The organism is Flavobacterium anhuiense, from assembly GCF_900101855.1.
Taxonomy (GTDB): domain Bacteria; phylum Bacteroidota; class Bacteroidia; order Flavobacteriales; family Flavobacteriaceae; genus Flavobacterium; species Flavobacterium anhuiense.
Map to the genome: position 1 here is coordinate 1,039,154 of NZ_FMVC01000001.1, position 17,592 is coordinate 1,056,745.

The 17,592-nt window shown below is 33.1% G+C and carries 17 protein-coding genes; 10 read left to right on the top strand and 7 right to left on the bottom strand.

Annotated elements, in window-relative coordinates:
- Positions 1 to 4 precede the first annotated feature (4 nt).
- Positions 5 to 385 (top strand): TraR/DksA family transcriptional regulator, encoded by a 381-nt coding sequence (locus BLP44_RS04410; protein WP_008465297.1) that lies wholly within the window; start codon positions 5 to 7, stop codon positions 383 to 385.
- A gap of 260 nt (positions 386 to 645) precedes the next feature.
- Here the strand turns inward: BLP44_RS04410 and BLP44_RS04415 are convergent, their stop codons facing one another.
- Both BLP44_RS04415 and BLP44_RS04420 read right to left on the bottom strand, forming a co-directional pair.
- Complete coding sequence (locus BLP44_RS04415; protein WP_008465296.1) at positions 646 to 1,026, bottom strand: hypothetical protein; 381 nt, start codon at positions 1,024 to 1,026, stop codon at positions 646 to 648.
- Between the two features lie 36 nt (positions 1,027 to 1,062).
- A complete protein-coding gene (locus BLP44_RS04420; RefSeq protein ID WP_008465295.1) occupies positions 1,063 to 1,419 on the bottom strand; it encodes a roadblock/LC7 domain-containing protein in 357 nt (118 codons plus the stop codon).
- Positions 1,420 to 1,600: 181 nt separating this feature from the next.
- Here BLP44_RS04420 and BLP44_RS04425 point away from each other — a divergent pair, with 181 nt between their 5' ends.
- The 6 genes from BLP44_RS04425 (at position 1,601) to BLP44_RS04450 (ending at position 11,500) form a co-directional block, all read left to right on the top strand.
- Complete coding sequence (locus BLP44_RS04425; protein WP_066033367.1) at positions 1,601 to 1,816, top strand: hypothetical protein; 216 nt, start codon at positions 1,601 to 1,603, stop codon at positions 1,814 to 1,816.
- A gap of 119 nt (positions 1,817 to 1,935) precedes the next feature.
- Complete coding sequence (locus BLP44_RS04430; RefSeq protein WP_008465291.1) at positions 1,936 to 2,532, top strand: lipoprotein signal peptidase; 597 nt, start codon at positions 1,936 to 1,938, stop codon at positions 2,530 to 2,532.
- A gap of 142 nt (positions 2,533 to 2,674) precedes the next feature.
- On the top strand, positions 2,675 to 5,833 hold the full coding sequence (locus BLP44_RS04435; RefSeq protein WP_091129725.1) for a UvrD-helicase domain-containing protein: 3,159 nt from the start codon (positions 2,675 to 2,677) through the stop codon (positions 5,831 to 5,833).
- Between the two features lie 81 nt (positions 5,834 to 5,914).
- Positions 5,915 to 7,108, top strand: coding sequence for a glycine C-acetyltransferase (gene kbl, locus BLP44_RS04440; RefSeq protein WP_091129729.1), 1,194 nt, complete (start codon positions 5,915 to 5,917; stop codon positions 7,106 to 7,108).
- A gap of 113 nt (positions 7,109 to 7,221) precedes the next feature.
- Positions 7,222 to 8,673: an OmpA family protein gene (locus tag BLP44_RS04445; RefSeq protein WP_091129732.1), complete on the top strand. Its 1,452-nt coding sequence runs from the start codon at positions 7,222 to 7,224 to the stop codon at positions 8,671 to 8,673.
- Positions 8,674 to 8,737: 64 nt separating this feature from the next.
- The gene (locus BLP44_RS04450) at positions 8,738 to 11,500 is read left to right on the top strand and encodes a PD-(D/E)XK nuclease family protein (RefSeq protein WP_091129736.1); all 2,763 of its coding nucleotides are present in this window, start codon (positions 8,738 to 8,740) and stop codon (positions 11,498 to 11,500) included.
- Between the two features lie 160 nt (positions 11,501 to 11,660).
- Here BLP44_RS04450 and BLP44_RS22915 read toward each other — a convergent pair whose 3' ends face one another.
- The gene (locus tag BLP44_RS22915; protein ID WP_170830211.1) at positions 11,661 to 11,804 is read right to left on the bottom strand and encodes a hypothetical protein; all 144 of its coding nucleotides are present in this window, start codon (positions 11,802 to 11,804) and stop codon (positions 11,661 to 11,663) included.
- Between the two features lie 272 nt (positions 11,805 to 12,076).
- Between BLP44_RS22915 and BLP44_RS23110 the strand changes: the two genes are divergently transcribed.
- Positions 12,077 to 12,289 (top strand): hypothetical protein, encoded by a 213-nt coding sequence (locus BLP44_RS23110; protein ID WP_244511664.1) that lies wholly within the window; start codon positions 12,077 to 12,079, stop codon positions 12,287 to 12,289.
- A 294-nt stretch (positions 12,290 to 12,583) separates the two neighbouring features.
- Here the strand turns inward: BLP44_RS23110 and BLP44_RS04460 are convergent, their stop codons facing one another.
- Together BLP44_RS04460 and BLP44_RS04465 are read right to left on the bottom strand one after the other, a co-directional pair.
- Positions 12,584 to 13,360 (bottom strand): alpha/beta fold hydrolase, encoded by a 777-nt coding sequence (locus tag BLP44_RS04460; protein WP_091129740.1) that lies wholly within the window; start codon positions 13,358 to 13,360, stop codon positions 12,584 to 12,586.
- Between the two features lie 166 nt (positions 13,361 to 13,526).
- Positions 13,527 to 14,330 (bottom strand): TIGR00266 family protein, encoded by an 804-nt coding sequence (locus BLP44_RS04465; protein WP_008465276.1) that lies wholly within the window; start codon positions 14,328 to 14,330, stop codon positions 13,527 to 13,529.
- A gap of 178 nt (positions 14,331 to 14,508) precedes the next feature.
- On the opposite strand from BLP44_RS04465, the gene BLP44_RS04470 reads away from it, so the two are divergent.
- Together BLP44_RS04470 and BLP44_RS04475 are read left to right on the top strand one after the other, a co-directional pair.
- Positions 14,509 to 14,865, top strand: a complete 357-nt coding sequence (locus tag BLP44_RS04470; protein ID WP_091129743.1) for a hypothetical protein — start codon at positions 14,509 to 14,511, stop codon at positions 14,863 to 14,865.
- A gap of 89 nt (positions 14,866 to 14,954) precedes the next feature.
- On the top strand, positions 14,955 to 15,473 hold the full coding sequence (locus tag BLP44_RS04475) for a ferritin (RefSeq protein ID WP_008465272.1): 519 nt from the start codon (positions 14,955 to 14,957) through the stop codon (positions 15,471 to 15,473).
- Positions 15,474 to 15,528: 55 nt separating this feature from the next.
- On the opposite strand, the gene BLP44_RS04480 is transcribed toward BLP44_RS04475, so the two are convergent.
- Positions 15,529 to 16,821, bottom strand: coding sequence for an aminopeptidase P family protein (locus BLP44_RS04480; RefSeq protein WP_008465270.1), 1,293 nt, complete (start codon positions 16,819 to 16,821; stop codon positions 15,529 to 15,531).
- Between the two features lie 435 nt (positions 16,822 to 17,256).
- Positions 17,257 to 17,592, bottom strand: a 336-nt coding sequence (locus BLP44_RS04485) for an integrase core domain-containing protein (RefSeq protein ID WP_139159168.1), incomplete at its 5' end; no start/stop codon positions are given.

Genomic DNA, 17,592 nt, shown 5'->3' on the forward strand with positions numbered 1-17,592 from the left:
GAAAATGATAGATGAAATTATTAGATACTCAGACGCAGATTTAGCAGAGTTCAAAGAAATAATCCAAGCAAAAATTAAAAAAGCACAAGAAGATCTTGACTTGATCAAAAGTGCCTATATGAACGATTTGAATAACGGAACTGACGATACTTCTCCAACTTTTAAAGCTTTTGAAGAAGGAAGTGAGACCATGTCAAAAGAGGCGAACTCTCAGTTGGCTATCAGACAAGAGAAATTCATTCGTGACTTAAAAAATGCTTTATTCCGTGTAGAAAATAAAACTTACGGTATTTGCAAAGTAACAGGTAAATTAATTAGCAAAGAAAGGCTTAAAATCGTTCCTCATGCAACAATGAGTATCGAAGCTAAAAACTTGCAGAGATAAATTTTAAGAAATATATCTTTAAATAGAAAAAAACGCTCCTTTTTAGGAGCGTTTTTTTTGTATTGTTTAATGTTTGTTAAACCTCTATTTTGCTAAAAGGATTATCTATTGAAAGAAATTATTTATAATTAATCAAAATAAATTAAATTTTAAAAACCCTTTTTTTGTAAGAATGAAATAGGTAAAACTACTTAAGATTTTTTAGAAATGGATCCAAAAAAACGCCTTGGTTAGAGGCGTTTTTTTTTAAAGTAAAATTGTTATGCCAGATTTTTTTCAACATCAGCTTTATGCTTTCTTAAAATAGCTCTAGTCATACCTAAATTTGCTTTTGAAGCATCAGCTGCAAGATAGATCATGAATTTTTTGTTCGGAGAAATATCGATAATATGAATTTGATTAGATAATGTAATCAAAATGTCTTCAATATCTTGGTTTAAGCCTAAGGCTTTTACTGCATTCAGTTTTGCTTTTACAACTTCAAGGTTATAAGCTGCTGCAAGTTCCGGATCAAAACTAGGGTCGATTGTTAAATTTCCAAAGCTTAATCCAGATTCAATTTCTGTTACAGCTACAGCGATAAAGCCGTTTACGTTGCTTTTCATTTCGCTTAAAAATACGTTTAAAAAATCATTGTTCATAGTTAATTAGGGTTAATTTGTTAATAGAATTTATGGTTATTTCAATAGGGAATTTTTGCTTAATTCTGCAGAAACTTCTTCTGTAGAGCGCATCAATAGAGCTAAATTGCTTCCTTCTTTAGAAAAGGCTACAATAAAGTTAGAGCCGCTTATTTTATTTCCAACAATAACACCTTCAGCACTTTTTAGATATAATTGTTTTAAAGAGCCTTTTTCTAAATCTATTAAAAACTTTTCGCTCATAGATAAAATGGCAGCGCTCATTGCGGCAATGCTATCGCCGTAATCAAGATTTAAGGAAGTGATAAGTTTTCCTTTTCCGTTTAAAATTAATGCTGCAGTAGATTTGGTGTTGACAAGAAAGTCGTTTAGAGTAGTTGTGATTTCATTCATGATTTTGTAGGATTTTGGGAAGGATGTTAAATTCAGTTCATTTGGTATTTGATTTATAAAATTAATTGCATGTTTTGATAAACAAGTGTTAATTTTTATTAACAAATATAAATTAAATTATGTATCATTGTAATACCAAATCAGTAATAATTTAAATTATTTACTACGAAAAACTTACATTATGGCTAAAGTATTGAAATTCAAAGAAGTAAACTCTGATGTAGAGCGCAGAATGAAAGAATTTGAAAAACTCCGTGTTAAATTTAAAGCAGATGTAAAAAAGGGTGAAGCTAAGAAGTTGGCTGCCGGAAAAGAAAGCAAAGGAATCTTCAAATCCATTTCAGATTTTTTCTCCGACAGTCCAAAAACGCCAGCAAAAGCTACTGTGAAAAAGTAAACTTTATCAGGTTTAGATTAGCATATAAACTTGTTTAGTTTGTTGCGAAAGAATTAACGCTCCATTAGGAGCGTTTTTTTTGATTTAATTGTTATTTTTGCCCATCAAAAAATCATAAAATGTCATTACGAAAAGCGTATTTCCTTATATTCCTAGTTTTAATTGTTGATCAGCTTTCTAAAATTTATGTCAAAACAAATTTCGTTCTTGGCGAAGAGGTTGTGATTGCCGACTGGTTTAGAATTCATTTTATTGAAAATGAAGGAATGGCTTGGGGAACAAAAATACCAGGTGAGTACGGAAAGTTAATTCTAACTGTATTCAGGATTTTTGCTGTTTTCGGAATTGGCTGGTGGCTTTCTGATTCGATAAAAAAACGTCATTCTACTTATTTAATAGTTGCTATTGCATTAATCTTCGCGGGAGCGGCAGGAAATATTATCGATTCTGTTTTTTACGGAGTTATTTTTGATGACAGTACCCATAATCTTGCGACAATTTTTTCTCCAGCTCCATACGGAACTTGGTTTCATGGATTAGTTGTAGATATGTTCTATTTTCCTATCTGGGAAGGGAATCTTCCGGAATGGCTTCCAATATTTGGCGGAAAACATTTTGCCTTCTTTAATGCTATTTTTAACGTGGCCGATATTGCAATTTCTACAGGTGTAGGAATACTTTTGGTTTTCAATAGAAGAGCTTTTCCAAAACACTAATAAATTTAAAAATTCCAAAATTTCAAAATTCCAAATCCCAATATTTATAGTATTCGCAACAAAAAGATATTGGAATTTGGAATTTTTCATTATTGAGGGTTGAATATTTTGTATTATTTTTACAATACAAAAAAATAAAACTATGCAAAGTCCGTCTTTTTCCATTTATGATGCTTCTGCGGGATCAGGAAAGACATACACTTTGGTAAAAGAATATTTGAAAATTATTCTTTCTTCTCCAAAAAACGATGCATATAGAAATATCTTAGCCATTACTTTTACCAACAAAGCGGTTCATGAAATGAAAAGCCGTATTGTTGGAAATCTATCTGAATTCGCAAAAGATGATCCGTCTCCAAAAGCGGCCGATCTAATGGAAGATTTGTCGCGTGATACTGGTCTTTCAATCATTAAGATTAAAACCAAATCGCAGCAAATCATTAAGCACTTGATTCACAATTATGCTGCTTTTGATATTTCTACCATTGATAAATTTACCCATAAAGTTATTCGTGCTTTTGCGCACGACCTGAATCTTCCGATGACTTTTGAAGTCACTTTGGATACAGAAAATTTATTGGTTGAAGCTGTTGATGCCATTATTGCGCAAGCGGGTGAAGACGAAACCTTGACCAAATTGCTCATCGATTTTACAATGGAAAAAACCGATGATGACAAAAGCTGGGATATCTCGCGTGAAATTCTCGACACGGGAAGATTGGTTTTAAACGAAAATAATCGAAATGAGATTCTGCATTTTCAAAACAAAACAATCGGGGAGTTTGTTGAGATTAAAAAGAAAATGCAAGGGCTTTGCAAAGGGTTGGAAGAAATTAATGAAGGTCTTGCTATTAAAGCGATTGAATTGATTGATAAAAACGGAATTGATCCGAAATCATTTTCAAGAGGAACTTTTCCAAACCATTTGCAAAGTATTAAGGAAGGAAAGTTTAATCCGAAAAATAAAACTTTTCATGAGTTTGATGATATTGCCATTAACAAAACGGCAAAAGACCGAGCATTAATTGAAAATATTATTCCTGAATTACTTCAAATATTGAAAGAAGTTTATCAGAATTTCGAAAAAAGAGATTTTTATAAAGCCTTTCTAAAAAATATTACCCCACTTTCTTTACTGAATACTGTAAGTAATGAACTTGCAAAAATTCAGTCAGAACAAAATATCTTGTCGATTTCAGAATTCAATGCGATTATTCATCGTGAAATTCAGAATCAGCCCGCGCCTTTTATTTACGAGCGTTTGGGTGAGCGTTACCGCAATTTCTTTATTGATGAATTTCAAGATACATCAGAAATGCAATGGCAGAATTTAATTCCACTGATAGATAATTCACTTTCTGGTTTGGATGATTTAGGAAATAAAGGGACTCTTATGATTGTTGGAGATCCGAAACAATCTATTTATCGCTGGCGCGGAGGAAAAGCAGAGCAGTTTATTGAGTTGAGTAAAGAAGATGTTGCTTTTTTTCATCATGAAAAACAAGTTAAGCACTTGGATACAAATTATAGAAGCTATAGTGAGGTCATTGAATTTAATAATGCTTTTTTTAAATTGATTTCTAGCGAATTTTCAAATGAAGATTATAAAAATCTATATGAAAATCATAGTTTTCAAAATACCAATTCGAAAAAAGGCGGTTATGTAAACATTTCATTTCTTCCGATCATTGATAAAAATGATTTTGCTGATGAAGAAGATGTTGTGGAAAAATCGGATTTGTATGTTTTAGCCACTTTAAATACAATCAAAGAAGTAGTTAAGCAAGGTTTTGAATATAAAGATATTGTAATTCTGACCAGAAAAAGAGATCAAGGAATTGCAATTGCTAACTATTTGACAGAACAGGGAGTTCCTCTTTTGTCTTCAGAAACTTTGATGATTCAGAATGCTTCAGAAGTTCGTTTGATAATTCATCTTCTTAGATATTTAAATAATAGTTCGGATTTAGAATCAAAAGCTAACTTTCTGCATTTTTTGGCTTCAACCAAAGATTTGCTTATGCCTATTCATGATTTTATTGCGATGGGAATGAGTTATAGATTTGAAAAAGAATTCGAAGAATGGCTTTTAACATTTGATGTTTCTTTTTCTTTTGAAGACGTTCGAAAAAAATCATTGTATGAAGCGGTAGAAATTATCATTTCTAAATTTATTCTTCCATCAGAAGGAAATGCTTATGTGCAGTTTTTTCTGGATATTGTTTTGGAAAGAGATATTAGAAACCAAGCAGGAGTAGCGGACTTTTTAGTTTTCTGGGATAAAAATTCGCATAAGTTTAGCATTCCATCACCGGAGGGGAATAATGCAGTTCGAATTATGACCATCCATAAATCAAAAGGATTAGAATTTCCGGTTGTAATCATGCCTTTTGCAGATGAAGATTATAATCGAAAACCAAAAGATAAATTGTGGCTTGATACAGAGGAAATAGATTTAGGAGTTCCAAAAGCATTGGTTGATAATAGCAGTGCGGTTGAAAGTTTTGGAGAAAGTGCTTCGGCAGTTTTTAATTTAAAAAAGCAAGAAGAGCTTTTGGATAATATAAATGTGCTCTATGTTGCTTTAACTCGTGCAGAAGAACAATTGTATGTGATTTCGCAATCGCTAAAAGCTAAAAGTGATGGTGAATATCCCAATAATATGGCTTCTTTTTTTATTAAATTTTTGATTCATGCAGGAGTTTATGATGAAGAAAAAATGAGTTACGAATTTGGAAATAAAGTAAGGTTGTCAAAAACCTCTTCAACGGTTGATACGGTTAAATCCATTCCGATTGTGAGAGATGTTTTAAATCCAAAAAATATCAAAATTGCCCAACGGGAAGCCCTAATGTGGGGGACACATCAACAAGAGGCGATTTCCTACGGAAACATTGTGCATGAGATTTTGGCTTTTGTTAAAGATAAATCGGATATTGATTTAGCAGTTACAAAATCCCTAGAAAATGGTTTGATAACTTATGACCAAGTTGATCAGGTGCTGCAGACCTTGAACGAAATTGTAAATCATCCAGAACTAAATGTATGTTTTGATGGAAGTCATACTGTACTAAATGAGCAAACAATTGTTCAGAAAGAAGGAAGGATTTTAAAGCCTGATCGAATTGTATTTTTGGAAAACAAAGAGGCTTATTTGCTGGATTATAAAACTGGGGCGTCCAATGCTAAATATCAGCAGCAAATAAAGGAATATCAAGACGCAATTGAAGATTTAGGATACACAGTGTTAAAAAAAGCTCTAGTATATATTGGAGCAGAAATTGAGGTAGTAAATTTGTGAAAAAATTAATCAGATGTTAAAGAAAAAACGAAGCTTTATTTTGGTTAAGTTGTTAATTTTTAACGTTTTAAATAAATAAAAATGTACGGTAAAATAAAAGAGCATTTGCAAAAAGAATTGCAGACAATTGAGGAAAATGGAATTTTCAAAAAGGAGAGAATTATTATTTCTCCACAAGGTGCTGAGATCACAATTTCGACTGGAGAAACAGTATTGAATTTTTGTGCAAATAATTATTTAGGACTTTCTTCTCATCCAGAAGTAGTGCAAGCGGCAAAAGATGCAATGGATACCCACGGTTTCGGAATGTCTTCTGTGCGTTTCATTTGCGGAACACAGGATATTCATAAAACATTAGAAAAAAAGATCTCTGACTTTTATGGTACAGAAGATACTATATTATATGCGGCTGCTTTTGATGCTAATGGAGGAGTGTTTGAGCCTTTATTGGGAGAGGGCGATGCCATTATTTCAGACAGTTTAAATCACGCTTCCATTATTGACGGGGTTCGCTTGTGTAAAGCGGCTCGTTATCGTTATGAAAATAATAATATGGATGATTTAGAGCAGCAGCTAATCAAAGCAAATGAAGCAGGAGCACGTTTCAAGCTAATTGTAACTGACGGGGTTTTTTCTATGGATGGATTAGTGGCGCCATTGGATAAAATTTGCGACTTAGCTGATAAATATGACGCTATGGTAATGGTTGACGAATGTCATGCCGCTGGCTTTATAGGGGCGACAGGAAAAGGAACGCTTGAAGCAAAAGGAGTAATGGGAAGAGTTGATATTATTACAGGGACTCTTGGAAAAGCTTTAGGAGGAGCTATGGGAGGTTATACTACTGCCAAAAAAGAAATTATAGAATTATTGCGTCAGAGATCTAGACCTTACTTGTTTTCAAATTCATTGGCACCTGCAATTGTTGGAGCTTCAATTAAAGTGTTTGAATTATTAGAGAAAGATACAGCACTTCGTGACAAACTAGAATGGAATACTAATTATTTTAAAGAGGGAATGAAAAAGGCAGGTTTCGATATTATTGATGGAGATTCTGCAATTGTTCCTGTTATGTTATATGATGCAAAATTATCTCAAACAATGGCAAACGAACTTTTGAAACAAGGAATTTACGTTATTGGATTTTTCTTTCCTGTTGTTCCAAAAGATAAGGCGAGAATACGTGTTCAATTGTCTGCAGCGCATGAAAAAGAACACTTGGATAAAGCTATAAATGCCTTCACAGTTGTCGGTAAAATGTTAAAAGTTATATAATTACCACTTTGGTTAAATTTTTGTAGGTTTTTTTTAACATTTCATTTTGTATTTAAAAAATTTGGTGTTACTTTTGCTTGTAATTAACTAAATTGTAATTAAAAAAATTAAGTATGAAACATCTTAACAAACTTTTAGTTGCTGTATTGATGGCGATGGGTTTAAGTTCTCACGCGCAAGACAGTAACAATCCATGGGCGATCTCTTTCGGGGTTAATGCTGTGGATACTAGAACAAGTTCAGGTTCAGGAAGTGGATTTTTTGATCAACACTTCTCTCAGCCATTCGCTGTAAAAGACAACTGGAATATTCTTCCTTCTCTATCTTACATTGGTGTAAATAGATATGTTGGTAGCGGTTTTTCTGTTGGTTTACAAGGATCTGTAAACAAAATTGATAAGCTTGTTACTTTTGCTCCAACTGCTCCTGGGCATGATGGTAGAGGTAACATTGTAACTAATCCTGGTGACTTAATGTACTATGGAATTGATGCAACTATCAAATACAGTTTCCAAGAATTAATCAAATCTAAAGTAATTGATCCTTCGTTATCTGTTGGTGGAGGATATACTTTCTTCGGAGATAATAGTTTTGGAACTGTTAATCCAGGTGCTGGAATTACATTCTGGTTTACAGATGCTATTGGTTTAGAATTAGCGACAAAGTACAAATGGGCTGTTGCTGCTAATGAAGATAAAGCTTATGACAGATCTGTTTTCCAACACACAGCAGGTTTAGTTTTCAAATTCGGAGGTAAAGATACTGACGGAGACGGAATCTATGACAAAGATGATGCTTGTCCAGATGTTGCAGGTTTAAAACAATTCAACGGATGTCCTGATACTGACGGTGACGGAATCGTTGATGCTTCTGACGCTTGTCCAGATGTATTTGGTTTAGCTGCATTAAACGGATGTCCTGACACGGACGGTGACGGAATCGCTGATAAAGATGACGCTTGTCCAGATGTTGCTGGTTTAGCTGCTTTAAAAGGTTGTCCTGATACTGACGGTGACGGAATCGCTGATAAAGACGATAAATGTCCTACAGTTGCTGGTCCTAAAGAAAATGGTGGTTGCCCATTCTTAGATGCTGATAAAGATGGTGTTGCTGATAAAGACGATGACTGTCCTACAGTTGCAGGTCCTGCTAGTAACAGAGGATGTCCAGAAGTAACTTCTGAGGCGTTAGAAGATCTTAAAGTTCAAGCTAGAGCGGTATACTTCAACTCAGGAAAAGCTACTTTCAAAACTGGGGATAAAGAAACTCAAGCTAGATTAGATGCTATTAAAGAAATCCTTAAAAACTATCCAAACGCGAAATTCTCTATCGAAGGACACACGGATAGTACAGGTTCTGCTAAAGTTAACCAAAAACTTTCTGAGGACAGAGCTAAAGCTGTAATGGACGCTTTAATCCAAAGAGGTGTTAATCCAGAAAACTTAGAGTCTAAAGGATTTGGTTCTAGCCAACCAGTTGCAAGTAACAAAACTGCTGCAGGTAAAGCACAAAACAGAAGAACTGAAATTAGACACGTTGGTTCTAAATACCAAGGTAAACTATAATTTTAGTTTCTAAATAAACATGAAAAGCCATTCTTAATTGAATGGCTTTTTTTATTTTTATACTATGATAAATGATTCTTTTCTTCAAAAAATTGCATCTGTTGTAATTCAGGATTATGTTGGGAAACTTTCTGAGATAACAATAGTTCTTCCAAATAAAAGAGCAAAGGTTTTCTTGATTGAAGCGCTTAAAAATGAAACTTCTAAGACTATAATTGCACCGCAGATTACTAGTATAGAAGATTTTGTTCAGGATGTTGCGTCAATTCGTTCTGTAGATTCGATTGAGCTTTTGTTTGAATTTTATGAGGTTTATTTGTCTATTACAGAAAAAAAGAATCAGCAGTCTTTTGAGTTATTTGCAAATTGGGCCAAAACGCTTTTGCAAGACTTTAATGAAATTGACAGATATCTTTTAGATCCTTCGCATGTATTGTCTTATCTAAAAGATATTGAAGATATAAAGAGATGGGGGCTTGAAGTTGATCAAAAAACAAAACTTTTAGAAAATTATATTGATTTCTGGAAATTGCTTCCCGTTTATTACGAATCATTATATAACCATTTACTGTTTAAATCAATTGGATACCAAGGTTTGATTTATAGAGAAGCTGTAAATAATCTCAATCATTTTTCTAATACTATTGGAAATCGGACTTTTATTTTTGCGGGATTCAATGCGTTGAATGCTGCCGAAGAAAAGATCGTACAGCATTTATTAGCATTAGACCAAGCAAAAATTTATTGGGATGCAGATCAAGCTTTTCTAAATGATCCATACCATGATGCTGGCCTCTTTTTAAGACGATTTAAAGAAAGCTGGAAACATTATAAGTCAAATGTTTTTGAATGGATTGTGGATGATTTTTCGCAGTCAAAAAACATTCAGATTATAGGAACTCCAAAAACAATTGGCCAAGCAAAATTAGCGGGTAGCATTATTGAGAATTTAATCGATCAAAATCCTGATGCTTCTTTAGATAAAGTTGCAGTTGTGCTTGGTGAAGAAAATTTATTAGTTCCCGTTTTGTATTCTCTTCCAGCATCTGTTGGAGCATTGAATATTACAATGGGATATTCAGGAAAGAATAATCCATCCCAGATTTTTGTCGCTAAATTATTTAAAATGCATACCAATGCGCTTTCTCGAAAAGGCGGGAGCTATGTTTTTTATTACAAAGATGTGCTCGATATTTTAACCCATCCTTTGGTTGAACCGTATGCTAATGCACAAAGGTTGGTAAGAATTATTAAAGAGAATAACTATACTTTTATAACTCATCATAAAATTTTAGAGCTTCATCCTGAACCATCAATTTTCTTTAATCTGTTGTTTGAAAAATGGGAAAATGGTTCTGTAGCTGTTCTAAAGAATATTTCAGCTTTATTAATTGCAATTAAAGATCATTTTAGTAATGATAATGAAGAAGAAAAAATTGCAAAAGCATTTGTTTACGGTGTTTTTAAAGTGATTAATAAACTTATAAATTATTATTCGAAACACCATCATATTGATAATATAGATACTCTTCATTCTATTTACAAACAAATTATAGATCTGGCAGAAGTGTCTTTTGAAGGAGAACCGTTACGTGGCCTGCAGATTATGGGAGTTTTAGAGAGCCGTGTCTTAGATTTCGAGACCGTAATCATAACTTCTATGAATGAAGGAAAATTTCCTGCTGGAAAATCTCAAAATTCATTTATTCCATATGATGTCAAAAGAGAGTTAGGGCTTCCAACATTCAAAGAAAAAGACGCGATTTATACCTATCACTTCTATCATTTGTTGCAAAGGGCAAAAAATATTTATTTGATTTATAATACAGAAAACGACGGATTAGACGCTGGTGAAAGAAGCCGCTTTATTACGCAATTGGAAGTTGAAAAAAAATCAAAGCATAATATCACTTTTGATATCTATAATCCAGATTTGCCAAATACAGCTTACGAACCGATTTCTGTACCTAAATCTGAATTGGTAATGGAGAGGTTGAAGGAAATTGCTGTTAATGGTTTTTCGCCATCAGCATTTACCAGTTATATCAGAAATCCGATTGAGTTTTATTTTCAAAAAATATTAAGAATTCGCGAAGTAGAAGAGGTTGAAGAAAATATAGCTTTGAATACTTTAGGAACGATTATTCATGAAACATTGAAAGCGCTTTATGAACCATTTATAGGGAAATTTATTTCTGAGAATAACCTTCTCAATTGTTTCAAATTATTGGATGATGAAGTCCTTAAGCAATTTAAATTGGTTTACAAAGAAGGCGAAATCAAAAAAGGAAGAAACCTCTTGGCTTTTGAAGTGGCAAAACGAAATGTTTCCAATTTCCTGAAAATGGAATTAGAGTCAGTTAAAAATAATGAAGCGATTCAGATTATTGCTTTAGAGCAGACTTTTGAGCGTCAATTTGTTCATCCAAAACTGCCGTTTCCTGTTTTGATTAAAGGTAATGTCGATCGTATTGAACGCCGAGACGGAAAAATTAGAATTATCGATTATAAGACAGGAAAAGTAGAAAAGTCTAATGTAGTTCTCAAAACTTGGGAAGGATTGACACAAGAGCTTAAAAATGATAAAATCATTCAGGTTTTAGCTTATGCTTTCATGTATGAGAAAGAGGCGGGAGAGCTTCCAATAGAAGTCGGAATTATTTCATTCAAAAATTTAAAATCTGGATTTTTGCCGTTTGGATTTAAAGAAGAAAAAGATTTAAATGTTTTGATTACTTCACAGATATTGAATTCGTACTTAGAAGAAATTGCTAATTTGCTAGCAGAGATTTTTGATAGTAATGTCCCATTTGAAGAAAAGATTTAATAATACAAAGATATTTGTCTCATATATCAGTTAATTCCATATGAATTAGTTGGTTATAAATATTTTTATCTGTAGCTAAACAAATTGGATTCGATAAATCAATAAAAATAGTCCAACTTTTAATAAGCCTATTTTGTAAATTCAGATGTTCCAATTGTTTTTAACCAAATATTTTTTTGAAGAAACCTCTTTTAGGTTTTTCTTGAGAGGTTCTAATATTAATGTATCCGTTTTCAATACGAAACTTTCTAAATTTCTCCAGTTTTACATTTAAGTCAAAGCGTAATTCGTCAACAGTTTTCATTTTTAGTATTTTTTTTGCAAATCTATATAAAAACTTTTGTCAAACGTAATAATCTGCAAATCTTAATTTTAGAATTGAAATTTGTGGAACAAAATGTTATGTTTTTGATATTATTAACTTTTTATGTTAATTTTTTTTGCATATTTTTTGCAAATAAATAGGATTAATTACATGATAAATAAAAGTGCTCCAATAGGTGATAATGTGCCTTTTTTTAACAAGTGTTTATCGAACAATTTCTAATATTAAAATATCTTTGACGCTTCCAAAACATGACATATAAGAATATGGTTGATTTACAAACACTAGTAGAAGAGACCGGAGCTGAGTCTGGACTTAGTTTTAATATTGATGGCATCTTAAATGAGTCTGTTAATTTACAATATGACGGAAATGTTGCAGCAATGATCGGAATGATTTTAAAGATGTGTCTTGAAATGTCTGAAGATGTTAACAACGGCAATGTTAAACAAGTTATGATTTAGAATAATGACGGAATTGTTGTAGCAAGCAAAAGTCAAGATGATAATTGTATTGCGTTGCTTTCTAAAGATCTAAGCAAAATGGGACTATTGCTACGAAGAATGGATTCTGTTTTTAATAACTAGATTTAAAAAAAATGCACTAAAGTAAATTTTGGTTTAACAAGAGCGACTTTATCTAAATACAAAAAAGATATTACTTCAAAGTTATAAAGATATTTTGCCCCCAAGAATGAGAAAAAGGCTGTTTCAACCCTTGGTTAGAAATGGCCTTTTTCGACTGTAATGTTTAGTCTTCTATTCGAAGAAATGTGACAAAGCAATTTTCAGCTCTTCTTTGTTTTCTATTTGACTCATGTGTCCATCTTCAAAAGAGACTAATTCTGCAGTTGTATCTTCAATTTGAGAAAGATTCTCTTCGTAATTTAAAACAGGATCTTTTTTTCCTAAAATCAATAAAACTGGGAAACGATTCTCTTTTAAAATCCATTCTCTGTCTTTTCTGATTTTCATACCTTCCTGAGAAGCTATAATTCCTTGTAAAGGTGTTTTTAAAGCTTCTATTTTTACTTTTTCAATTTCTTCGGCCAATCGTGTTCTGTTATTTTCGCTAAATAAATTTGCAATTGCTAAGCTTACAAAACTTGCATAATTTTGTTTTACGGCTTTTATTGCTCGAGTTCTATTTAGTTTTCTCTCTTCGCTATCTTCTTTAGAAGTTGAATTTAATAGCACCAATTTCTGGATTTTATCTGGATACAATTCGGCGAAAGCCAAAGCAACATAACCACCCATTGAATGTCCAACAATTGTAGCTTTTTCGATTTTTATGTTTTTTAAAACTTCATTTACCACATTGGCATTATCTTCCATTTCGTGAACATAACCTAGCGGTTCAGATTCGCCATGACCTAATAAATCGATTGTTATGACACGATATTTTTCTGAGAAAAAGTCAACATATTCTTTCCACATTTTTTTGTTCTCCAAAAAGCCGTGCAGTAAAACAATTGCATTTCCTTTTCCTGAATCTGAGTAGGAAATCGTAGTATTTTTATATAAAAGCGTTTTCAAAATGAAGTTTTTTTATTGTGAAGCACAAAGTTAAGAAAGCCAAAACAAAATACCGAAATGTCTTGATTTAATTGGGAAATCTTTAAACCAGCAATAAATTTATTTATGATAAAGTACTGTTTGTTAACTAATAAAAAAATAGCTTCCATTTCTGAAAGCCATCTAATTAAAATCGGTTATCACCATCCAAAAGATTTCCAAGTCCGCCAAGAAGACTTCCTTCGTCACGACTGTTTCCGCCAGATCTAGGAGCCGAAGCAATAATTCGGTCAGCCAATCTTGAGAAAGGCAACGACTGAATGTAAACTGTTCCTGGACCTTTTAAAGTAGCATAGAATAATCCTTCGCCACCAAAAATAGAATTCTTGATTCCGCCAATAAATTCAATATCATAATCTACATCTTTGGTAAAACCAATAATGCATCCTGTATCTACTTTTAGAACTTCGCCGTGAGCCAGTTCTTTTTTGGCCATTGTTCCTCCAGAATGAACAAATGCCATACCGTCGCCTTCTATTTTTTGCATGATAAAACCCTCACCGCCAAAAAGACCGCGGCCTAATTTCTGCGAAAATTCAATTCCTACAGAAACGCCTTTTGCAGCGCATAGAAAAGAGCTTTTTTGGCAAATAAATTTACCTTGAAATTCAGTTAAATCAATTGGAAGAATTTTTCCAGGATATGGAGATGCAAATGATACTTTACTTTTAGTATGGCCTTGATTTAAAAATGCTGTCATAAACAAACTTTCGCCAGTAAGAACTCTTTTGCCAGCACTTAAAAGTTTGCCAAACAAACCTGAACCTTGCTGTTGGGAGCCGTCTCCAAATATAGTTTCCATTTGGATATTGTTTTCCATCATCATAAAGCTGCCGGCCTCGGCAATTACAATTTCCTGCGGATCTAATTCTATTTCCACATATTGCATTTCTTCTCCAAAAATCTGATAATCTATTTCGTGTGCTTGCATAATTTCTAAGTGATTTGTTTTTGAAATTAGTCGAATGATGCTCTAGAATGTTACATTTTTTAATGTAGTAAGGTGGTTTTTAAAAACATAAATTAATTTTGTTATTTTAAATTAGTCTTAATTATGTGTTTAATTGCTTGAAATTCTATATTTTTGCATCGTTATTATATTTATCAGAATGGCATTAGTTAGTGATTTGACCACCAAAGTATTATTTAAAACCGAAAAAGGATATAGTTATCAATGTGATTTGACCAATAGTATAATTATCAATTTTATTGATACCGTGTCAAGTTATAAAATCCATGATTTTTTGATTTTTCAAAGAAAGGTCAATAGTGTTGACATTCTTAATATGCTTTATGACTTATCTGATCAGTCGGATGCTCAGCTTATTGAAACTACCAAAAGAAACTTTTCCAGAAATCTTACCATTTGCGAAATAGTGCAGTTAAGAGATTTGTTAAACGGAACTAAATTTACTCTCACATTACATTCTATGCTTTGTAGCGTAGCAAATGTTGAACTTATTTAGATTCTTACTTAGATTAAATCCAAATTTTCAAGCAGTTACAATTGCCTCCTTTAATTTTTGTAAATTTACACGTATAAAAATTTAAGGTTATGAAAGATTTACTAAGAACACGTACTTCATTAGTTGAAGGTGTAGAAAATATATTGAATTTACAGGCAAAAATAGAAAGTGACGCTTCTAACAAATATCTAGCTATGGCTGCATGGTTGGATAGAAACGGTTTTGCCAATACAGCATCGTATTTGTACAAACAAGCCGAAGAAGAAAGAGAACACTTTCTGAAAATTTTCAAATATATTACAGATATGGGAGGGATTGCCATTACGCCATCTGTTCCAGAAGTGCAGCAGGAATTTGCTTCTTTTAGAGAAGTATTTGAAATTGCTTTGCAAAACGAAATCGCAGTTACTCAGGCAATCAATAAAGTGATAGCAAAATGTAGAGCTGAAAATGATTATGCTACAGAAGATTTTATGATGTGGTATGTAGCTGAGCAAAGAGAAGAAGAGAAAAACGCAAGAAGAGCTTTAGAGCTTTTTGATCTAATTAATGGAAATGAAGCTGACGGAAAATTCCAATTGGATCTTCAGATTTCAAAAATCGGATAATAAACGTTTATAAAATTAAAAAGCCCTTAATAAATTTATTAAGGGCTTTTTTTATTTATGAATTCATCAGACTTTCAATCTCGTCAACTTCAATAGGAATATTTCTCATTAAGTTGAATGGTTCTCCTTTTTCCTGAACAACAACGTTATCTTCTAAACGGATTCCGAATTTTTCTGCTGGAATGTAAATTCCTGGTTCAACCGTGAAAACCATATTCGCTTTCATTGGTTCATGAAGCAATCCGTAATCGTGCGTGTCAAGTCCCAAATGGTGAGAAGTTCCGTGCATGAAATATTTCTTGTAAGCTGGCCATTCTGGATTTTCGTTCTGAACATCGGCTTTGTCAATTAAGCCTAAACCAAGTAATTCAGAAGTCATGATTTTACCCACTTCAACATGATATTGTTTCCAAAGCGTTCCAGGCGTAAGCATTTTTGTAGCTTCGTTTTTTACTCTCAAAACAGCATTATAAACTGCTTTCTGACGATCTGTAAAACGTCCAGAAACTGGAATTGTTCTCGTCATATCGCTTGAATAATTGGCATATTCTGCAGCAACGTCCAACAAAATCAAATCTCCGTCTTTACATTGCTGATTGTTTTCAATATAGTGTAAAACATTTGCATTGTTTCCAGAAGCGATAATTGGGGTGTAAGCAAAACCTTTAGAACGGTTACGAATGAATTCGTGAGCCAATTCGGCTTCAATTTCATATTCTGTAACATTTGGTTTTACGAATCCTAATAATCTGCGGAAACCTTTTTCTGTAATATCACAAGCGTGTTGAATCAAATCGATTTCTTCGCTTTCTTTCACAGAACGCAATCTTTGTAAAATTGGGTTGCTTTTTGCAACATTGTGCGCTGGATAACGCTCTTTCCACCATTTTACAAAACGAGCTTCGCGAGTTTCAGTTTCAACTGTAGCACGATAATGTTCATTGGTATTGATGTACATTGTATCGGCGTAGGTCATCATTTCGTTCAAAATTTTATGAAAATCCTGCAACCAGTAAACCGTTCTAATTCCAGAAACCTGAAAAGCACGTTCTTTTGTCAATTTTTCGCCTTCCCAGACAGCAATATGCTCGTTAGTTTCTCTCAAGAAAAGCATTTCTCTCTGATGCTCATAAGGCGCATCTGGAAACAAAAGCAAAACGCTTTCTTCCTGATCTACACCGCTCAGGTAAAAAATATCTCTGTGTTGTGCAAACGGCAAAGTACTGTCGGCACTAACTGGGTAAATGTCATTTGAGTTGAATACTGCTACAGAGTTAGGTTTCATTTCAGCCATGAACTTTCTGCGGTTTTTTACAAAAAGAGCGCTGTTTATTTGATGATATTTCATAATTATTTCGTTTTTGAACTTCGAATTTCAAAATTAATGATTTTACAGGAATGGCGTATGGTTGATTTTATTAAAGTTTTCTTATTTATTGATTTTGCCACAAAGGCGCTAAGGCACGAAGTTTTTTCTTCAAACTGTAATGAAATAATCTTGCAAAGTCGCTAAAGCGTAAAGTATTTACCCAATCTTGTCATTTCGAGGGACGGGACTCGAGCGATAGCAAATAGGCGAAGCAAATCTCTACAAGTAACTCTGTAAAGATTAGTAATTTTATCTCTCGCAGATTTAGCAGATTAGGCAGATTTTTTCTTTTCAAATTTGCAAATAACCACAATCTTGTCATTTCGACGAAAGGAGAAATCTCCGCAAGAAACTCTACAAAGATTGATAAACACAAGTTTGTCATTCTTCGTTCCTCAGAATTGTAAAAGTTACTTATTTCGGTAACGGATTTATCATTTCGATTGGCTTTTTTCCATCAATTCCCTGATGCGGTCTTTCATGATTGTAATAATATAAATATTGCAGCAATTCCTCTTTTAACTCTTCTTGAGAATCAAAATCAGTATCTCGCAATAAATCCTCTTCCAGAGTTCTCCAAAACCTCTCCACCTTGCCGTTTGTCTGTGGGCGGTAAGGTCTGGTGTATCTGTGTACGATCCCGAGCTCCATCAGCATTCTTTCGAAAGGATGCTGATTTTTTACCTTGCTGGTTTTAATTCCAAATTCAGCTCCATTATCAGATAATATCTCTTCAAATTTTATTTCATA